Consider the following 16,496-nt stretch of genomic DNA (forward strand, 5'->3'; position numbering starts at 1 on the left):
CGCCGCCAGTACCGGGGCTCGGTACTGGCGGCGCGTCCAGGAATTGCTTACTTCTTGGGGCTGGCTTCCGACTCAACAACCAGCTTGCCGGACACGATGTCCGCCTTCAACGCGTCGAGTTCGGACTTGGTTTCAGCAGAGACTGCGGAGTCAAGATCGTGGAACGGGGCGAGTGCTACGCCGTCGTTCTCCAACGTGCCAACGTAGGCTTCGTTGTTGAACTTGCCGTCCTTGTCATCCTTCACCACGGCTTCAACAGCCTCGCCCATCTGCTTGACCACGGAGGTCAGCATGAGGTCCTTGTACTCGGGAGCGGTGAGGTAGCCATCGGAGTCGACCCAGATGAGCTTGACGTCCTTGCCGGCTGCCTTGGCTTCCTTGAGTGCAGCACCTGCACCCTTACCAACCGGTCCGGCCACGGGCATGATGATGTCCGCGCCCTGGTCCAGCAGGTTGATGGTGACCTGCTTGCCGGTGTCCTGCTTCTCGAAGTCGCCGGTGAAGGAGCCGTCCTTGGTGTTCTTGTCCCAGCCAACAACCTGAACACTCTTGCCCTTGGCCTTGTTGTAGGCCTGGACGCCGTCGTAGAAACCATCCATGAAAATGGTGACCGTGGGAATCTTGATGCCGCCGAAGGTGCCGACCTTGCCGGTCTTGGTGGTAGCTGCAGCCGCGTAGCCTGCCAGGTATGCGGCCTGCGCGGTGTCGTAAACGATCGGCTTGACGTTCGCGATCGGGGTCTCGTACGTGTAGTCGACGATCGCGAAGTGCTTGTCCGTGTTCTTCTCAGCAGCAGCCTTGGTGGCGTCACCCAGGAGGAAGCCGACTGTGACTGTCAGGTTGCAGCCTGCGGAAACCATGCCGTTGAGGTTGGTCTCGAAGTCGCTGTTTGCCTTCGATTCAGCCGACCTGACCTCGATACCGAGGTCAGCTTCAGCCTTCTTGAGGCCTTCGAACGAGGACTGGTTGAACGACTGGTCGTCGAATCCGCCGGAGTCCGAAACGATGCATCCGAGGAAGTCACTCTTGGTGGCAGTGCCGGAACCGGCATCGGGAGCCTGGCCGCAACTGGTCAGCAGGAGTGCTGCTGCTCCGAGGGTTGCAACACCGGCCATTGAACCGCGCTTCAGGGTGGCACGCAGTGGTTTCTTCAATTTTCCTCCAGGAAGAAAGTGATTGGCGCTACGACGGATGGTCAATGAGTGTCCGTTTCCTAGACCTGAGGCAGAAATTCTGTTTTCACTGATGCTCGCAGCTGCGCCGAAGCGCATTGATGAAACCAACACTAGTGGCCTGCAACACACCCGGACAGCACATGGAGCCGCTCCAGGTCAGATTGTTGACCTTTTGTTACCAAGCAGTAGCCGGGTGCGCAAGTCACACCCGGCTACCGGTCATCTCACAAGCGGACGAGCATCTTTCCGGTGTTCGCGCCGTCCAGCAAATCAATGAAGGCCTGCGGGGCATTCTCGAGACCGTCGACGATTGTTTCGTCGTAGCTGACCGAACCGTCCGCCAGCCAGCCGGCCATCTTCTGAGCAAATTCTGCGGCGTGCTGTCGCTGTCCGCCCACCAGGAACCCGCGCAGGGTGAGCTGCTTGCCGATGGCCACAGCGAGGTTCCGTGGCGCCACCGAAGGCTCCGTGGAGTTGTACTGCGCTATGGCACCGCACATGGCTACACGCCCGCCGACCGTAAGCGTGGCAAGCGCTGCTTCCAGGTGCTCGCCGCCAACGTTGTCGAAGTACACGTCAATGCCGCGCTCCCCTGCGGCTTCCTTCAGCTGGTCCAACACGGGGGCATCGTTGTAGTTGAAGGCAGCATCAAAGCCGAGTTCCAGCAAGCGGGCCACCTTCTCCGGCGATCCCGCACTGCCGATGACCTTAGAGGCGCCCATCGCCTTGGCGATCTGGCCAACCATCGAGCCGACGGCACCTGCCGCTCCGGACACGAACACCACGTCGCCTTCTTTGAACTCGGCAACCTTGAGCAGGCCTGCGTAAGCGGTCAGGCCGGTCATGCCCAGCGCGCCAAGGAACGCCGAAGTCGGGGCCAGCCCCGACGGCACGGGAGTAGTTGCTGCGCCGTCCACCACCGCGTGTTCTCGCCACCCGAGTTGATGCACGACGACGTCACCCACCTTGTGCGCGTCCGAACGGGACGCGATCACCTCACCTACAGCACCGCCGTCGAGCGCTGCATCCAGGCGGAATGGCGCCGAGTACGACTTGACGTCGTTCATTCGGCCACGCATGTAGGGATCCACCGACATGAACTGGTTCTTCACCAGGAGCTGGCCCTCTGCGAGCTCGGGCAGCTCGGCTTGTGCCAACCGGAAGTTCTCAGGAGCCGGGCGTCCTACGGGGCGGGATGCGAGTTGGATTTCGCGGGTTTCCGTGGGGGTGCTGGTAGCGGCGCTCATGCGGCGAACTCCACGAGCTTGAGGTCCACGGCCATGTTGCCGCGCGTTGCGTTGGAGTAAGGGCAGATCTGGTGCGCCTTGGCCATCAGCTGCACTGCAGTACCGCGGTCCAGGGCTGGCAGCGCGATTTCGAGTTCGGCGGCCAGTCCATATCCTTCGCTGTCCGTCAACGCGCCGAAGTGGATTTTGGCGGCAACTGCCGAGTCGCTGAGGTCAACGCGCTCCTTGCGGCCCACCAGGCGCAGTGCGGAGTGGAAACACGCTGCGTAGCCGGCAGCGAACAGCTGCTCCGGGTTGGTTCCTTCACCGTTGCCTCCGAGTTCTACGGGGCTGGCGAGGGTGACGTCCAGTTTGCCGTCGTTGGTGCGTGCGTTGCCGTCGCGGCCTTCGCCGGATGCCAAGGCCTCGGCAATGTAGAGAGTCTTCATGGTGTTTCCGTTCTCTTGGGGAATGGATGTCCCGGGATTTTCCGGAAGTTTGTCAGAGTGAGCCGTTGAGTGCTGCCGTGAGCTTGCCGAGCGTGGCGTGGAGCTGCCCGATCTCATCAGGCGATAGGCCGGCGGCGTCGGCGAGGCGCTGGGGTACAGCCTGGGCGCGGGCACTTAAGGCGGTGCCGGCGTCGGTCAGGACCACGTCCACCCGGCGCTCATCCTCGGCCGAGCGGCGGCGTTCAACCAGACCCATGGCCTCCAGTCGCTTGAGCAGGGGCGACAAGGTTCCGGAGTCGAGTCCCAGTTCCGCGCCGAGGTCACGGACGCTCCGCGGTTCCTGCTCCCAGAGGACCAGCATTACCAAGTACTGCGGGTACGTCAGGCCGAGGTCCTCCAGCACGGGGCGGTAGACCGCCGTCGCCGCTTTGGACGCCGAGTACAGCGCAAAGCAGACCTGATGGCGGAGGCGGGGTGCATCACTCATGACTAAAACGATAGTGCACAATTCAATTGTGCACAACTTATCTAGGCCGAAAGCACCCGACTGAGCCGCAGATCAGGACGTTTGGGGGCTCCGAACGGCCTGGTCTGCGACTCAGTTGGGTCTATTGCTCGAGGTCGCGGATGGTGCGGAGGGCGGCCGCCGTCAGGACCCGGATTGCGTAGCCGAGCGCGCGTTCGTCAACGATGAAGTCACCGCGGTGGAGATCGTATTCTTCGCCGCCGGGGGTGTGCGTACCCAAGCGCATCATGGCTCCCGGAAGGTCGGCCAGGAACCAGGCGAAGTCCTCGCCACCCATGGACTGCGGAGTGAGGACCACTGCATTCTCACCCAACTCAGCACGGGCTGATGCCTCGATAAGGGCCGTCTCGTGCTCGGAGTTCACTACGGGCGGCACGCCGCGGGTGTGTTCAAGGTGGACGTCCACTCCATAAGGCGCAGCAACCTGCCTCACGACGTCGTCCAGCAACTCCCCCGCGCTATGCCAGGCATCGCGATCGAGGCACCGCATGGTGCCTGCCATATACCCGGTGCCCGGGATGGCATTCGGTGCGGAGCCGGCTGAAATTTGGCCCCACACCACCGACACGCCGCTGCGCACATCCACGCGGCGGGAGAGGACAGCCGGCACGTTGACCGCTATCTGCGCCAGTGCGAAGACCAGGTCCTCGGTCAGGTGCGGCCGTGACGTGTGCCCGCCGCGACCGGAGAGCTCAATCTTGATGGTGTCCGAGGCAGAAGTAATGGCACCGATGCGCGTGCCGATCTGGCCCACGTTGATCCGGGGATCACAGTGCAACGCCAGGATACGCGGCACGCCTTCAAGCACTCCCTGCTCAATGCAGGACAGGGCGCCGCCCGGCATGGTTTCCTCGGCCGGCTGGAAGATGATCCGTACCGTGCCACCCAGCGGGTTGTTCTTGTGCATCCGTTGCAGGGTCAAAGCAATGCCCAGCATGGCAGTGGTGTGGACGTCGTGGCCGCAAGCATGGGTAACGCCATGGTTCTTCGACGCGAAAGGCAGGCCGGTTTCCTCAATGATCGGCAGTGCGTCGATGTCCCCGCGAAGGGCTGTGGCAATGGGGCCCTCGCCCACGTCAACCGTCAGCCCGGTCTCATCCAGACGCCGCGGCTTCAACCCGGCTGCTTCCAGCCGCTCCACGAGCTTGTCCGTGGTGCGGAACTCCTTGAAAGACAGCTCCGGGTGCGCATGGAGGTCGCGCCGGAACTCGATAAGTCCGGGAAGCAGTTCATCAACCCAAGGACTCACAACGGGAGCGGGCTCGGTTTCAGTCGTGTAATTGCGCACGTCACAACTCTAGCCATGCGCGGCACCTGAAGAACGAAAGCCACCTCTTGGTTACGCTGCGTTCAGACGCAGGACAACCAAAGAGGTGGCTCACGGTATAAGCAGATGTACTACAGCACGTCCGTGTCGCCACTGGCTTTCAGGGCATCGACAGTGCCCTTGACCAGTTGTGCATGTTCCTTGGTAGTGACAAGGAGCGCGTCCGGCGTGTCCACAATGACCACGTCTTTGATGCCGATCAAGGCAATGACGCGCTTGGTATCGGATACCACCACGCCGCTGGCGTTCTCCGCGAACACACGTGCGCCTTCGCCAAGCACCGTCACTTCATCAACGTCGCCGGCATTGTTAAGGCGGCCGATCGCGGCGAAGTCGCCTACGTCGTCCCAACGGAAAGTGCCGGGCACGACGGCGACATCGCCGGCTGCCGCTGCCGGCTCAGCCACGGCGTAGTCAATGGCGATCTTAGGCAGGGTGGGCCAGACACGGGCGGTCACTTCGGCGCGCTGCGGGGTATCCCAGGCGTCAGCGATTTCCTGCAAGCCCTTGAACAGTTCCGGCTGGTTGGCCTCAAGGTGCTTGAGCATGAGCGCCACCGGAGCGACAAACATGCCGGCATTCCAGACGTAGTCCCCCGCTTCGACGTATTTGTTGGCCACTTCCTGGCTGGGCTTCTCCACGAACTCGGCAACAGCGAGTGCGTTCGGGGCACCCTCAACATTCAGTGCTGCACCGGAGCGGATGTACCCGAATCCGACAGATGGATGGGTGGGCTTGATGCCGATGGTGACAATTTTTCCTGTGGCCGCGGTGTAGATCGCCTCGCGAACAGTCTCCTGGAAAAGATGGTCCGGGCTGATGACGTGGTCGGCCGCAAACGAACCCATGATGGTGTCCGGATCACGGCGATGCAGGATGGCAGCGGCAAGGCCGATAGCGGCGCCTGAATCCTTCGGCTCGCTTTCGAGGACGAGTTCGTCGTCCCCTACCTCGGGGAGCTGGCGGCACACGGCGGCACGGTGTGCCTCGCCGGTTACAACAAGGACCCGCTCGCCGGCCAGCGGCTCGAGGCGGTCGTAGGTAGCCCTCAACAACGTACTGCCGGAACCGGTCAGGTCGTGGAGGAACTTGGGCGCAGCGGCACGCGAGAGTGGCCACAGCCGGGTCCCCACACCGCCCGCCGGAATAACCGCATGGAAGCGGTTCAATGGCGATTCCGGGTATTTCGCGTCTTCTGTACTCACCGCAACACTTTATCCGACGCAGGCGGGAAGCCCCGCAGCAGGACACACTTGTGGCGTTCGTCTCAAGCAGTGCCAAAAATCGCCTGAATATCGGTAGGAAACATGGAATTAACAAGCAGAGAAGCCCGTCCTAAATTGAATATGCTGTGAGCGAAGCCTAGATTTAGGCGTGAGCTACGAGTGCTCTCGCAGCAGGCGTTCCCCCCGCGTGGATCCCATGCCAGCGCCGCTGTGTTGCAGGAAGGTTTAATCAGTGCCGACAAAACCAGCTGGCACCTTGTACCGCGGCCGTGAAGGCATGTGGTCCTGGGTTGGACACCGCATTACAGGTGTAGTGATCTTTTTCTTCTTGTTGGTCCATGTGCTGGACACCTCATTGGTGCGCGTGTCCCCTGAGGCCTACACCGCCGTCATTGGCGCATACAAGAACCCCCTCATGGCCCTGGGTGAAACGGGCCTGGTCGCGGCGATCATCTTCCATGCCTTCAACGGCCTGCGTGTGATCGCCATCGACTTCTGGAAGAAGGGCGCTAAGTACCAGCGCCAACTGCTGTGGGTCGTGCTTGCGCTGTGGCTTGTCACGTTCGCAGGCTTCGCCATCCGCCACCTTTCCCTCGCGCTGGGAGGCCACTAAGCCATGACAACCATCGAGACACCACGCAGTGGAAAAATCGGATCCGGGAAGATCGCACCGAAGTACAACCGCACCGGCTCCAGCCGTGGCAACTTCGAGATGATCGCCTGGCTCTTCATGCGTCTCTCCGGCATCGTCCTGGTGGTGCTGATCTTCGGCCACCTGTTCGTCAACCTGCTGGTGGGCGAGGGCATCCACGCAATCGACTTCGGCTTCGTTGCCGGCAAGTGGGCCGATCCGTTCTGGCAGTTCTGGGACCTTGCCATGCTGTGGCTTGCCATGCTGCACGGCACCAACGGCGTCCGCACCATCATCAACGACTACGCCGAGAAGGATTCCACGCGCTTCTGGCTCAAGATGGTCCTCTACGCGGCCACCCTGGTCATCATCATCCTTGGCACACTGGTGATCTTCACCTTCAACCCGTGCCCCGTCGTCGACGGCGTTCAGTTGCCTGGTGGTTTCTGCCCGGCCCCGTAGCGGCGCCTTCCGGTTTGCTCCCTCGAGCAAACCGGTTCGCCTGACGTAGCGGAGCAGCCTCCGCCGACCATCTGAATTTTTGAAAGAGAGAGCATCTGGTATGCAGGTCCATAAGTACGACGTCGTCATTGTCGGTGCAGGTGGCGCCGGCATGCGCGCCGCGATCGAATCCGGTCAGCGAGCACGCACCGCGGTACTGACCAAGCTCTATCCCACCCGCTCGCACACCGGTGCAGCTCAGGGTGGAATGTGCGCAGCATTGGCCAACGTCGAAGAAGACAACTGGGAATGGCACACCTTTGACACCATCAAAGGCGGCGACTACCTGGTTGACCAGGACGCAGCCGAGGTCATGGCGAAGGAAGCCATCGACGCCGTGTTGGACCTTGAAAAGATGGGTCTGCCGTTCAACCGCACGCCCGAGGGCCGGATTGACCAGCGCCGCTTCGGTGGCCACACCCGTGACCACGGCAAGGCACCCGTCCGCCGTGCGTGCTATGCAGCCGACCGCACCGGCCACATGATCCTGCAGACCCTGTACCAAAACTGCGTCAAGCACAACGTTGAGTTCTACAACGAGTACTACGTCCTTGACCTGTTGATCGTCGAAGAAGACGCAGTGCGCGAAGACGGAACCCCGTACAAGCAGAAGCGTGTTGCCGGCGTCGTGTCCTACGACCTCGCTTCCGGTGAACTGCACGTCTTCCAGGCCAAGTCCGTTGTGTTCGCCTCCGGCGGCGCCGGCAAGGTGTTCAAGACCACCTCCAACGCGCACACCCTCACCGGTGACGGAATGGGCATCGCGTTCCGCCGCGGCATCCCCCTGGAAGACATGGAGTTCTTCCAGTTCCACCCGACCGGCCTGGCCGGCTTGGGCATCCTCCTCACCGAGGGTGCACGTGGTGAAGGTGCCATCCTGCGTAACTCGGAGGGTGAGCGCTTCATGGAGCGCTACGCTCCCACCATCAAGGACCTCGCACCCCGTGACATCGTGGCCCGCGCCATGGCGAACGAAGTGCGCGAAGGCCGCGGTTGTGGTCCGAACAAGGATTACGTCCTCTTGGACCTCACCCACCTTGAGCCCGCGCACATCGAAGCCAAGCTTCCGGACATCACGGAGTTCGCCCGCACCTACCTGGGTGTGGAACCGTTCACCGATCCTGTTCCCGTGTTCCCCACCGCGCACTACGCCATGGGTGGCATCCCCACGAACATCACCACCGAAGTGCTGCAGGACAACGACACGATCGTGCCGGGTCTCTACGCTGCCGGTGAAGTTGCCTGTGTGTCAGTGCACGGCTCGAATCGTCTCGGCACCAACTCGCTCCTGGACATCAACGTCTTCGGTAAGCGCGCCGGTATTGCTGCTGCGGAGTACTCGAAGACGGCCGACTACGTCGAGCTCCCCGAGGACCCCGAGGCAATGACCCGTGGCATCCTGGACCGCTTGCTCACCGGCAACGGTACCGAGCGTGTTGCACAGATCCGCAAGGAACTGCAGGACACCATGGACGCCAACATGCAGGTGTTCCGCACCAAGGAATCCTTGGAGCAGGTCCTTCGCGACATCGCTTCCTTCGAAGAGCGGTACAAGCACGTCACCGTTCAGGACAAGGGCAAGCGCTTCAACCTGGATCTCCTGGAAGCCGTGGAATTGGGCTTCCTGCTGGACATGGCCAAGGTCATGACCGTCGGTGCGCTGCACCGTGAAGAGTCACGCGGCGGCCACTACCGCGAGGACTTCCCGGACCGCAATGACGAGAAGTTCATGAAGCACTCCATGGCGTACCTGGACACTTCCGTCACCGTCGACTCCTCGGCGGAATCTGTTGCGGGCATCCGTCTTGAGACGAAGCCCGTGATCTTCACCCGTTACGAGCCGATGGAGCGTAAGTACTAATGACCACCGAAATGGCAGAGCCCGCTTCCAAGATCGAGCTCCCGGCTAGCGTTGCCGGCGACGGTGAAATCCCCACCTTCCACATCACGCTGCGCGTGCGCCGCTACGACCCCGAAATTTCGGACGAAGCGCGTTGGGACGACTACAAGCTGACCATGTACGGCACGGACCGCGTGTTGGATGCCCTCCACAAGGTCAAGTGGGAGATTGACGGCAGTGTTTCCTTCCGTCGCTCCTGCGCCCACGGTGTGTGTGGTTCGGATGCCATGCGCATCAACGGCCGCAACCGCCTCGCCTGCAAGACGCTGCTGAAGGACCTGGACACCACCAAGCCCATCACCGTCGAGCCGATCAAGGGCCTCCCTGTGGAGAAGGACCTGATCGTGGACATGGAACCCTTCTTCCAGTCCTTCCGCGAAGTCATGCCGTTCCTGATCAACAAGGGCCACGAGCCCACCAAGGAACGCCTGCAGTCCGTCGAGGACCGTGAGCGCTTTGACGATACCACCAAGTGCATCCTGTGCGCTGCCTGCACCTCGTCCTGCCCGGTCTTCTGGACCGACGGCCAGTACTTCGGTCCGGCTGCGATCGTCAACGCCCACCGCTTCATCTTCGATTCCCGTGATGACGCCGGCGACATGCGCCTTGAGATCCTGAACGACAAAGAAGGCGTGTGGCGCTGCCGCACCACCTTCAACTGCTCGGAAGCATGCCCCCGCGGCATCCAGGTGACCCAGGCAATCGCCGAGGTCAAGCAGGCCATCCTGGCCCGCAAGATCTAGTTCAGCGTTCACCTAAGAACACACACGACGACGGCGCCGCTCACCACTGATGGTGGGTGGCGCCGTCGTCGTTTATCAAGTGCCGTCACCGGTCCTCACCGTAACGGTCACCGCAACGCAAGGAGATCAGCGTGTCACGCTCTGAGAAGATCAGCTTCATGGGAAGCACCGGCGATGCCCTGGCCGGCATCGTGGACGTGCCCGAAGGTCCCGTCCGTGGTTGGGGCCTGTACTCTCACGGCCTGACTCTCGGCAAGGACAGCCCTGCAGCTTCACGCATCTGCAAGGGACTCGCTGAGCAAGGTGTGGGGATGCTGCGCTTCGACAACCTGGGCTTGGGTGGCTCCGCTGGTGAATGGTCTGCGGGGTCGTTCAGCGTGAAGGTAGCCGACACCATTCTTGCGGCGGACTTCATGCGGGAGCAAGGCCGGGGAATCTCACTCCTGGTCGGCCACTCGTTCGGAGGCCCAGCGGTGCTTGCCGCAGCCCGCGACATCCCCGGCCTCAACGCCGTGGTGACCGTTGGCGCGCCCTACGAGCCCAAGCACGTTGAGCACATGTTCGACGCCGAAATTGATTCCATCCTGCGCGATGGCAGCGCCGTGGTGGACCTCGGCGGACGGCCCATGGAGGTTCGCCGCCACTTTGTGGAGGACGTGGAGCGCGCTGATCTGCGCGACTGCATCCGTACCCTCCACAAGCCGCTGATGGTGATGCACTCCCCCACCGATAACACCGTGGGGATCGACAACGCCAGCGAAATCTTCCGTACTGCCCGGCATCCCCGGAGCTTTGTCTCCTTGGAAGGCAGCGAGCACCTCCTCACCGGGAAGGGCCAGGCAGCACGGGTTGCGCGGATCATCGGCGCCTGGGCGGACCCCTATCTTGAGGTCCGCGACGCCGGCTAAAGGGCCGGACCACCCATGCAGACGGGTACTACTTGCCTATGGCCGCCTTGCTTTCACTGAGCCACTGCTCCGCAGCCTTGTCCGGGCTCAGCCTCTTGAACAGGACCTCGGTGTTGATGCGGGCGGTGATTTCGGAGACCGCGGTTGAACCGGTGGGACCGATGAACGTCGGGGCAAAGTCCATCTTCCCGATCTGGTCAATGTACGCGGCTTCCACCTTCCCCTGAGGTGTCAGCAAGTCCTGGATGGCCGCGCGCATTCCGGAGTTGCTGGGCACGCCACGGTCGCTCTGGATGATCTTTGCTGCGGCCTCATTGTTCACCAAGAAGCTGACCAGTTTGGCGGCTGCATCCGTGTGCTTACTACGGGCAGAGATGGTGTAGAACTGCGAGGATTGGAGCCAGATTCCGGGTGTGGGCGTCTCGCCTGGCAGCTTCAGCAGCTTCAGTTCGGCACCCGAGGCTTTGCTGAGGGCGGACAGGGAGTTGGTCCACGTGAGCATCATGCCGGCCTGCCCCATACCCATGAGTGTCTGCTCGGTGCTGACGTTGAGCTTCTCCACAGTTTCGGAGGCGCTGGGGGCGGCGCCTGACTCGCTGAGCTTGACGGAGAAATCGAAGTAGTCCTGTACGGTCTCCTTGCCCAGGCCCAATTGGCCATCCTGCGTGTACAAGGATTCGCCGCGCTGGCGGGCGAAGGCATCCAGTGAATCATGTGTGAGAACGGTCGCCGTCCCATAGGTTCCCTTTGGACTCTTGGCGGTGATGTCCTCGGCTGTCTTGGCGAAGTCGTCCCAAGACCACTTGCTGTCATCCGGAAGTGCTACGCCGGCGGCTTGGAACACGGCGGGGTTCACCACGATAGCCAGGGCGTTGGCACCAGTGGATACACCGTACTGCTTGCCTTGCACCTGCCCGTTTTCCAGGGCTCCCTGGTCCATTTTGGAGAGGTCGAGCGACCCTTCAACCTTGGACAAGTCCAGCAGGGCCCCGCGGTTGGCGTATTCAGCCGGGTAGGCGCCGCCCATGGTGATCACATCGGGTGCGTCGTTTGCAGCCACTTGGGTGGCCAATTTGTCGAAGTAGCCTCCAATGTCCCCGTACTCGGGCTTCACCTTGATGTTGGGGTTGGCAGCCTCGAACTCTTTGATGGCCTTGTTGGTCAGCTCAGCACGGGTGGCGTTGCCCCACCACGAAAACCGAATCTCGACAGGGCCGTCTTCGGGCTGGTTGGACGACGGGCTGGAGCAGGCTACGGTGAGGCCCAACATGCCCACGGTGGCCAGGACTGCTATTGATTTTCGAATGCGACCGAGAGATTTACGCGCCATTGGGTAAGCTTCTTTCAACTCTGAGAAAACGGTTCCTGAAACGTATCAAGGACCCACTCATGCGTCAATAGTTTTCTCCATGAACTAATTCAACCCACAGGAGTTACCTTGTCCCCACTTTTGGACGACATCCAAATCCGGGATCCATTCCTTCTGTCGCTGCCCGGTTCCAGCGAATACTTGCTCTTCGGAAGCACGGACAAGAACATCTGGTCCGGACCCGCCACAGGCTTTGACTGCTACCGGAGCAAGGACCTGGCCTCTTGGGAGGGCCCCTTCCCGGCGTTCCGACCATCCTCCGACTTCTGGAGCCAGGAACAATATTGGGCTCCCGAAGTTCACGAGTACCAAGGCCGCTACTTCATGTTTGCCACCTTCACTGCGCCTGGTCGCCTCCGTGGAACACAGATACTTTCTGCAGACCGCCCTGAAGGCCCTTACCAGCCCTGGAGCGAAGGCCCTGTCACGCCACGCAATTGGCAATGCCTGGACGGGACACTGCATGTGGACCAAGAGGGTATGCCCTGGGTGGTTTTCTGCCACGAATGGAAGCAAGTGCATGACGGCGCAATACTCGCCCAGCGCCTCACGAAAGACCTGCGCAGGGCGGAAGGCGTGCCCGTTTTCCTCTTCAGCGCCTCAGAAGCCCCTTGGTCCCGCGCCCTGGATGTCCCCTCAGTGAAGGACCGGGAGTTCCCCGTCTACGTCACCGATGGTCCATATCTCTTCAGGCTTACCAGCGGCCGACTCATCATGCTGTGGTCGAGCTTCGGCGACGACGGTTACGCCATGGGAATCGCGCGCAGCGAATCCGGGACAGTCCTGGGCCCTTGGATCCAGGAGCCTGACGCACTATGGAGCGCCAACGGCGGGCACGGGATGATCGGGCGAACCTTGGACGGCGGCTTGTTCCTCACGCTTCATCAGCCCAACAACAGCCCCGACGAACGGGCGGCATTCTTCCCGCTCCTCGAACTCAAAGACACCGTCCTGCTGCAGGCAGCCGCTGGCGCCACGAGCACCTCCATGAGCCAGGGGGTTGACACGGCTTCGTCCGGGAACAAGGATTGAATCGTTTCGGAAAACGGTTTCTCGCCAACTGGGGATCGAACCGCCCCTATGCGGAGACCGCGCTCCAGAACCACTTGACCGGATTGTCCCCAGCAGCAGTCACAGCAGGCAGCATCAGGAGGGCGTGCGCAGTGCACAGCCAAAGCACCACCCATCATCCGCAATCCCCCGCCATCAATCGCGAGGCACTGGTCCGGCGACACAACGTACGCCAAGAACACTTTGATCCACGAAGCCCCGTTTCAGTGGGCAACGGTGAATTCGCGTTCACCATGGACCTCACCGGGTTGCAGTCGTTGCCCGACACCTATCCAGTGGGCGCGCGCGACGAGCTGCCTCCTGGCACGCTGCTGGGCACGCAAGCGCAGTGGGGCTGGCACTCCGTGCCGCCACCGGAGGAGTACGACCTCGCTGGCTCCACCGTTCTCTATGATTCGCCCCGGGGTCCAGTGCCCTACGTGGACATGGTGGGCGACATCGTCAATGACCGTGAGACGGACACGTCGCTGGCTGAAACCTGGCTCCGCGCGAATGTCCACAGGCTGGACTTGGGCCGGATCGGCTTCCGCTGGATCGAGGACGGCGTTGAGAGGGCAATCACGGAAGACGAAATTTCCGGGGCCGAGCAAACACTGGACCTGTGGACGGGGGTGGTCACCAGCCGCTTTACGCTGGCGGGTCACCCCGTCAACGTCACCACGGCGTGTCACCCGGACCGAGATGAGGTGGGCTTCCGCGTGGAGTCAACGGCGCTTGGTGCCGGGTTGGTTGTCAGCGTCGGCTTCCCTTACGGGTCTGAGGCGTGGCATGACGCCGCGGACTGGAGCAGCGCAGACGCCCACACCACATCGCTCCATGCACCCGGGGCTTCGCGAGACCACAATGGCTGTGAAGCATGGACAGTCCACCGTGCGCTGGACAACTCCCGCTACAAAGTGGTGATCACCGGTCCCCACCTGGGAGTGGAACAGACCGGACAGCACCGGCTCGTAGTAGCAACGGCCGACGCCGGCAACCTGATGGACTTTTCGGTTGCCTTTCTTTCCGCAGGCGACGGCGACTGCATCCCGCGCGGCACTAATCGGCTGACCGGCGACACCGCGGAGAGGAACGCTGCCCCCAGAGGAAGGACCGGCGTCGAGCTTTCACCGGCGGGAAGCGTGGCGGCCGCCTCAGCGGCCTATTGGCCGGGGTTCTGGTCCTCCGGCGGGGCGATCGAACTTGATGCGACGCCTGATGCCCGGGCCAAGGAATTGGAACGCAGGATCGTGTTGTCGCAGTACCTGACCGCGGTTAATTGCTCGGGCTCGTTGCCGCCTCAGGAGACCGGGCTGGTCTGCAATTCATGGCGCGGCCGGTTCCACGTGGAGATGCACTGGTGGCATGCCGCGCACTTTGCGCAGTGGAATCGGACAGAGCTGCTCCTGCCGTCGTTGCAGTGGTACTCCACCGTGCTGGAGTCAGCCCGGCAGACGGCCAAAGCGCAAGGATTCGACGGCGTCCGCTGGCCCAAACAGGTTGGACCGGACGGCAGGGAGAGCCCGAGTCCCATCGGGACGTTTCTGATCTGGCAACAGCCTCACCCCATCCATCTGGCGGAACTGGCGTACCGGGCCAATCCCAGCCGGGAACTGCTGGAGGAGTTTGCGGAGATCGTGTTCGAGTCGGCTGCCTTCATGGCCAGCTTTGCGCACCCAACGTCGCGCGGCTTCGAATTGGGCCCTCCTTTGATCCCTGCACAGGAAAGCTACGGCTCCATCCGGGCCAAGGTCACCAACCCCACGTTTGAGTTGGCGTACTGGCAGTGGGGCCTGCGGACGGCGGCGGCGTGGCGCGCGCGGCTCGGGCTGGGGCCTGCGGAGGCGTGGACGACAGTAGCGGACGGCATGGTGCCCCCGCGGGTGATCGACGGCGTGTACGCTGCGATCGACGTGGAGCCCTTCACCATCCGCAGCGATCACCCGTCCATGCTGTGCGCCTTGGGTGTCCTCCCCCGGACCGACATCATTGATCCGGACATCATGCGCGCGACCCTAACCGACGTCCTGGCCGACTGGGACTGGGGCAGCACGTGGGGTTGGGACTACCCCGTCATGGCTATGACCGCCGCGCGGCTCGAGGATCCTGAGGCCGCCGTGGATGCGCTCCTCCTGAGCGCCGGCAAGAACACGGTCCTTCCCAACGGGCACAATCGCCAAACAGACTCTTTGCCGCTCTATTTACCGGGCAACGGCGGACTTCTGGCGGCTGTCGCCCTGATGGCGGCGGGGTGGGACAACGGGCCGGAGCGGCACGCACCGGGATTCCCCTCGGACTGGACCGTTGCGTGGGAAGGGCTGGTGAAGGCGCCGTAGGAAATTGACCGAAGTGGGACACTTCCGGCTATCCGCGGCGGGGTCCCACTGCAGCGCCGACCAGAGCGCCTAGACCAACACCAAGGAGGATGCCCAGAAAGGGCGAGTTGAAAACCAACTGGCCAACAACGAGTCCCGCTGCAGCCCCGAGGAGGCAAGCGATCCACAGTTGGTTGTTCATGGCGGCCTCCAGATCAGGTGCGGGGCGCCACGCGGCGCGAACCGAGGACTTTCTTGCGCGGGGACTCCCCCGACTCCGTGTCAGCCTCACGAATAGCTGACCACGACGCTGAGACCAGGTACACCTGGCTCACAAGGTTGAACCAGATCAGCAGGCCGATGATGATTGCAAACGATGCCAGCACCGGATTGTTGCCGGAGCGGGCAAGAAGTTCGGTGCTGAAGAATTGCAGGACCGTTGTGCCAACGCCCGCCAGCACCACGCCTTCCAGGAACGCGCGGCGCCCCAGCTTGAGGCCACCGGCAATCCGAAACAGTACTGCCGCCGTCGCGCAGTTCAGCACGAGCGGAACCACGATCTTGACGATGGCCGCTATGGGCTCGGTGATTCCCTCGTCCAACTTAAGCAAAGCAATGAGCCAGTCCGCCGCAATACCAAAGACGAGCGAGACGCCTGCGCTGATGACAAGGATGACGCCCAGGAGCAGCAGCGTGCCGGCGTCGATAAGTTTTTGAACTATCGGGTTGCGCACCAAAGGGTCAGCCTTCATGATCCCCCGAAGACCTTCCCTGATGCTGGCGATCCAACCCAGGGAAACAAAGACTGTCACCACCGCAGCGATGAGGGCCGTCCATCCAAGTCCCGACGGGTTGAGCAGGGACTGTGGATCCACCAACCCTTCGCCGCCATTCACCTGAAGTAGCCCGGGGGCAGCAGCAGCCACACTGTCGATCACTGCATCCTGCAGTGCAGGGTTACCTCCCAGGACAATCCCGGCAATGGCGAAACCTGTGGTGAGCAAACCCGTGACGGAGAAGAACATGTTGAAGCCGATGCCGGCACTCAGCAACGGCCCGTGCTGCCGGGTGTAGTGCTGGAAGGCCCGCATGGCCCGGTTGGTGTTCAATCTGGCGAGGAAGAGGGCAAAGAACGCGCCCATCTTTTTCG

The 16,496-nt window shown here is 62.2% G+C and carries 16 protein-coding genes; 7 read left to right on the top strand and 9 right to left on the bottom strand.

All coding sequences use genetic code 11. The annotated features are described in order from the left end of the window. Positions 1 to 47: 47 nt before the first annotated feature. From J3A64_RS11955 to J3A64_RS11980, 6 genes are all read right to left on the bottom strand, one after another. Positions 48 to 1,286: a BMP family protein gene (locus J3A64_RS11955; RefSeq protein ID WP_011773984.1), complete on the bottom strand. Its 1,239-nt coding sequence runs from the start codon at positions 1,284 to 1,286 to the stop codon at positions 48 to 50. A gap of 113 nt (positions 1,287 to 1,399) precedes the next feature. Then, positions 1,400 to 2,422: an NADP-dependent oxidoreductase gene (locus tag J3A64_RS11960; protein ID WP_210064370.1), complete on the bottom strand. Its 1,023-nt coding sequence runs from the start codon at positions 2,420 to 2,422 to the stop codon at positions 1,400 to 1,402. Further along, positions 2,419 to 2,850, bottom strand: a complete 432-nt coding sequence (locus tag J3A64_RS11965; RefSeq protein WP_210064371.1) for an organic hydroperoxide resistance protein — start codon at positions 2,848 to 2,850, stop codon at positions 2,419 to 2,421. Before J3A64_RS11965 ends, J3A64_RS11960 begins: the two co-directional genes overlap by 4 nt. 52 nt (positions 2,851 to 2,902) lie before the next feature. Continuing rightward, complete coding sequence (locus J3A64_RS11970) at positions 2,903 to 3,337, bottom strand: MarR family winged helix-turn-helix transcriptional regulator (RefSeq protein WP_210064372.1); 435 nt, start codon at positions 3,335 to 3,337, stop codon at positions 2,903 to 2,905. Between the two features lie 121 nt (positions 3,338 to 3,458). Further along, the gene (locus J3A64_RS11975; RefSeq protein ID WP_011773980.1) at positions 3,459 to 4,664 is read right to left on the bottom strand and encodes an amidohydrolase; all 1,206 of its coding nucleotides are present in this window, start codon (positions 4,662 to 4,664) and stop codon (positions 3,459 to 3,461) included. A gap of 110 nt (positions 4,665 to 4,774) precedes the next feature. Continuing rightward, positions 4,775 to 5,908 carry a sugar phosphate nucleotidyltransferase gene (locus tag J3A64_RS11980; protein ID WP_210064373.1) on the bottom strand — a complete coding sequence of 378 codons (1,134 nt, stop codon included), beginning with the start codon at positions 5,906 to 5,908 and terminating at the stop codon, positions 4,775 to 4,777. 253 nt (positions 5,909 to 6,161) lie between these two features. Here J3A64_RS11980 and sdhC point away from each other — a divergent pair, with 253 nt between their 5' ends. The 5 genes from sdhC to J3A64_RS12005 all read left to right on the top strand — a co-directional run bounded on the left by sdhC (position 6,162) and on the right by J3A64_RS12005 (position 10,612). Further along, positions 6,162 to 6,542 (top strand): succinate dehydrogenase, cytochrome b556 subunit, encoded by a 381-nt coding sequence (sdhC, locus tag J3A64_RS11985; protein ID WP_011773978.1) that lies wholly within the window; start codon positions 6,162 to 6,164, stop codon positions 6,540 to 6,542. Between the two features lie 3 nt (positions 6,543 to 6,545). After that, positions 6,546 to 7,022, top strand: coding sequence for a succinate dehydrogenase hydrophobic membrane anchor subunit (locus tag J3A64_RS11990; protein WP_011773977.1), 477 nt, complete (start codon positions 6,546 to 6,548; stop codon positions 7,020 to 7,022). A 100-nt stretch (positions 7,023 to 7,122) separates the two neighbouring features. Then, positions 7,123 to 8,922, top strand: coding sequence for a succinate dehydrogenase flavoprotein subunit (sdhA, locus tag J3A64_RS11995; RefSeq protein WP_014921081.1), 1,800 nt, complete (start codon positions 7,123 to 7,125; stop codon positions 8,920 to 8,922). Continuing rightward, positions 8,922 to 9,704, top strand: a complete 783-nt coding sequence (locus tag J3A64_RS12000; protein WP_011773975.1) for a succinate dehydrogenase iron-sulfur subunit — start codon at positions 8,922 to 8,924, stop codon at positions 9,702 to 9,704. The genes sdhA and J3A64_RS12000 overlap by 1 nt, the downstream gene beginning before the upstream one ends. Positions 9,705 to 9,835: 131 nt before the next feature. Then, positions 9,836 to 10,612, top strand: a complete 777-nt coding sequence (locus J3A64_RS12005) for a carboxylesterase (RefSeq protein ID WP_043805897.1) — start codon at positions 9,836 to 9,838, stop codon at positions 10,610 to 10,612. Positions 10,613 to 10,640: 28 nt separating this feature from the next. Here J3A64_RS12005 and J3A64_RS12010 read toward each other — a convergent pair whose 3' ends face one another. Beyond that, on the bottom strand, positions 10,641 to 11,942 hold the full coding sequence (locus J3A64_RS12010) for an ABC transporter substrate-binding protein (protein WP_210064374.1): 1,302 nt from the start codon (positions 11,940 to 11,942) through the stop codon (positions 10,641 to 10,643). A gap of 108 nt (positions 11,943 to 12,050) precedes the next feature. On the opposite strand from J3A64_RS12010, the gene J3A64_RS12015 reads away from it, so the two are divergent. Together J3A64_RS12015 and J3A64_RS12020 are read left to right on the top strand one after the other, a co-directional pair. Further along, the gene (locus J3A64_RS12015) at positions 12,051 to 13,013 is read left to right on the top strand and encodes a glycoside hydrolase family 43 protein (protein ID WP_210064375.1); all 963 of its coding nucleotides are present in this window, start codon (positions 12,051 to 12,053) and stop codon (positions 13,011 to 13,013) included. A gap of 131 nt (positions 13,014 to 13,144) precedes the next feature. Then, positions 13,145 to 15,367: a hypothetical protein gene (locus tag J3A64_RS12020; RefSeq protein WP_210064376.1), complete on the top strand. Its 2,223-nt coding sequence runs from the start codon at positions 13,145 to 13,147 to the stop codon at positions 15,365 to 15,367. Between the two features lie 28 nt (positions 15,368 to 15,395). Here the strand turns inward: J3A64_RS12020 and J3A64_RS12025 are convergent, their stop codons facing one another. Then, positions 15,396 to 15,548: a hypothetical protein gene (locus tag J3A64_RS12025; RefSeq protein ID WP_167532107.1), complete on the bottom strand. Its 153-nt coding sequence runs from the start codon at positions 15,546 to 15,548 to the stop codon at positions 15,396 to 15,398. A 13-nt stretch (positions 15,549 to 15,561) separates the two neighbouring features. Beyond that, positions 15,562 to 16,488 carry a YihY/virulence factor BrkB family protein gene (locus J3A64_RS12030; protein WP_210066128.1) on the bottom strand — a complete coding sequence of 309 codons (927 nt, stop codon included), beginning with the start codon at positions 16,486 to 16,488 and terminating at the stop codon, positions 15,562 to 15,564. Between the last annotated feature and the right edge of the window lie 8 nt (positions 16,489 to 16,496).

It is taken from the genome of Pseudarthrobacter sp. PvP004, from assembly GCF_017876035.1.
Lineage (GTDB): Bacteria > Actinomycetota > Actinomycetes > Actinomycetales > Micrococcaceae > Arthrobacter > Arthrobacter aurescens_A.